The sequence below is a fragment of the Mesorhizobium sp. M7A.F.Ca.CA.004.12.1.1 genome (assembly GCF_003997835.1).
In the GTDB taxonomy this organism is placed as follows: Bacteria; Pseudomonadota; Alphaproteobacteria; order Rhizobiales; family Rhizobiaceae; genus Mesorhizobium.
In genome coordinates, this window is record NZ_RZRK01000942.1 from 1 (window position 1) to 2,189 (window position 2,189).

Consider the following 2,189-nt stretch of genomic DNA (forward strand, 5'->3'; position numbering starts at 1 on the left):
ATATGAGCCTGTGCTGGCTCTCCGACGACGTGCTGGCCAAGATGGAGCCGGTGATCAAGTTCGACAAGGAACACGCCGCGCACGAAGGCGTGCCGGATGACGCGCCGCACGGCGACGGCCCCGGTTTTGCCGGCACGCCGCCGAAGCGTCCGCGCGGCAAGACGGGCAGCGCGGCAGCCGATGCGGTGGGGCAGGCTGCCGAGGAGGCCGAAGCCGTTTCGAAAGCCCGCCGTCACGAGGTCCGCGACGAGGTTTCGGAAACCGGCCGTTCTCCAAAGCCGGGCAAGCCCAGGAAACCGAACTGACCTGCATCACGCAATTTCATTTGCTGCGCCATGTGATGTTTGATGCTTGGAGGGAGGGCGAATTGTGAGAACGACACTTGCAATCGATGACGATGTCCTTCTTGCCGCCAAAGCTATGGCGCGGCAGCAGGATCGCAGTGTGGGCGAAGTCATTTCCGATCTGGTTCGCCGTTCGCTGCGTCCGCCGCAGGCGGGCGGGGAGCGCAACGGCATTCCCTTGCTTTCGTCGCGGCCCGGCGGGCCGATGGTCGATCTCGAAACGGTCAATGCGCTTCGCGACTAGCCGCGCTGGAACAGAGGATCTGGCAGGGTTGGGGATCTGTCGGCAGCAAGATGTCTTCCCTCGGTGGACCATCGCTGGCATTCGGGATTGGCTGGAGCCTCCCCAAACTTCGTCATCCTAGGGCGTAGCAGGAGCGAAGCTCCGTCGCGGAGACCCTGGGATCCATGCCGCGACCTCAGCCGAGGGCGCAGCGGAGCACAATTTCTGCCCGCGGCGGCGATTTGAAGTCGCGGCATGGATCCCTTGGGCTGCGGAGCAGCTCCAGGGGTCTGCGCTGCGTCGCTGCGCTCCTTGCTCCGCCCGTGGATGACGAAGCGATGAGCGTTTGCCGCTAGTCGGCAAGGCATGCCGTCCATCAGCGGGTGGTTGAAATGCTCATGCCCGGAATTAGTTCAGTTCCCGCACTCGCTCAGTTGCTGCGCATAGTCCCGCGCCATCTTGTCGGTGGCCCGGGCATAGCCCTGGACGCCGGCATCGCCCCGGTTGCCGCGGCCATAGGCGGTCCAGCCGAGATAGTAGGCGAGATAGAGGTTGTAGGTGTCGTTGCGGGCAACGCCATACGTGTCTGCGGTCTTGGAATGATACCAGCCGACAAAGTCGACGGCGTCGGCGAATTTCGTCCGCCGGGCCGCCCAGTTGCCGGTCTCGCGCTGATATTGCGACCAGGTGCCGTCCAGCGCCTGCGAGAAGCCGGTGGCCGACGAGACATGCTTCCACGGAATGAAGCCGAGCAGCTTGGTGCGTGGCGGCCGTGCATTGCTCTTGAAACCGGATTCCTTGCGGACCGTCGCCATCAGCACGGGAACGGGGATGCCGTATTTCTGCTGTGTGCGCTCGGCGGCCGACTGCCAGTTGTCGAACCAGCCGTCATTCTGGTCGAAGACGGCACAGACATTGTTGATGTGGCTGGGCGGCGTGGCGCAGGCCGAAAGCGCCAGCAGCACGCAAACCGCACCAATTTTACTAAAACTCGAGCTACGCATTGGCAGAGCAATAGGCCGAAATCATAAAGGGAATCTTGCAGCGCTCGTTAACGCTTCGTCGGAGCAGTCGCTTGGGGGATTTTGTGTCAGTAATCCGACGTATTTCGTCGCTTTCTCTAAATAGATATTACAGAAATGCCGCCGTGGCTAAAATCACGCCCGCAAACGGCGTATTTCCGACAGCTTGCCCGGTTTGCCGGGGCTTTGATGCCGGGCATGAACGAACCAAGACGCAAACGCGGCGCCGAGCGCACCAGCAACAGGGGCCCGTCGGCCATCCCGCAACTGCCGCTCAGGCGGGTGACGAATCCCTATCCGCCAATGGCTATGCTGTCGCCCGACCAGATCGAGCAGATCCATCAGGCGTCGATGCACATATTGGAGAATTTCGGCATCGAGGTGATGAGCCCGCGGGCGCTGTCGCTGTTCGAGAAGGCTGGCGCCGAAGTCGATCATGCCTCAGCGAATGTCCGCATCGATCGCGGCCTGATCGAAGACGTGTTGAAGACCACGCAGTCCAGCTATGTGTTGACGCCGCGCAATCCGGCCAACGCGGTTCATCTGGGCGGCAACACCATCAATTTCACGCTCGTTGCCGGGCCGCCGAATGTGCACGAT

3 protein-coding genes and 1 pseudogene are annotated in these 2,189 nt (G+C 62.1%); 3 read left to right on the forward strand and 1 reads right to left on the reverse strand.

The window, feature by feature from the left end; genetic code table 11:
- Both EN984_RS32020 and EN984_RS32025 read left to right on the forward strand, forming a co-directional pair.
- A pseudogene (locus EN984_RS32020) lies at positions 1 to 305 on the forward strand (peptide ABC transporter ATP-binding protein); the annotation flags it as partial.
- Between the two features lie 64 nt (positions 306 to 369).
- The gene (locus tag EN984_RS32025) at positions 370 to 588 is read left to right on the forward strand and encodes a CopG family transcriptional regulator (protein ID WP_127270554.1); all 219 of its coding nucleotides are present in this window, start codon (positions 370 to 372) and stop codon (positions 586 to 588) included.
- A gap of 392 nt (positions 589 to 980) precedes the next feature.
- On the opposite strand, the gene EN984_RS32030 is transcribed toward EN984_RS32025, so the two are convergent.
- Complete coding sequence (locus EN984_RS32030; protein WP_127270553.1) at positions 981 to 1,571, reverse strand: transglycosylase SLT domain-containing protein; 591 nt, start codon at positions 1,569 to 1,571, stop codon at positions 981 to 983.
- A gap of 216 nt (positions 1,572 to 1,787) precedes the next feature.
- Here EN984_RS32030 and EN984_RS32035 point away from each other — a divergent pair.
- Positions 1,788 to 2,189 (forward strand): trimethylamine methyltransferase family protein (locus tag EN984_RS32035; protein ID WP_206517531.1); only part of this gene is annotated, 402 nt, incomplete at its 3' end.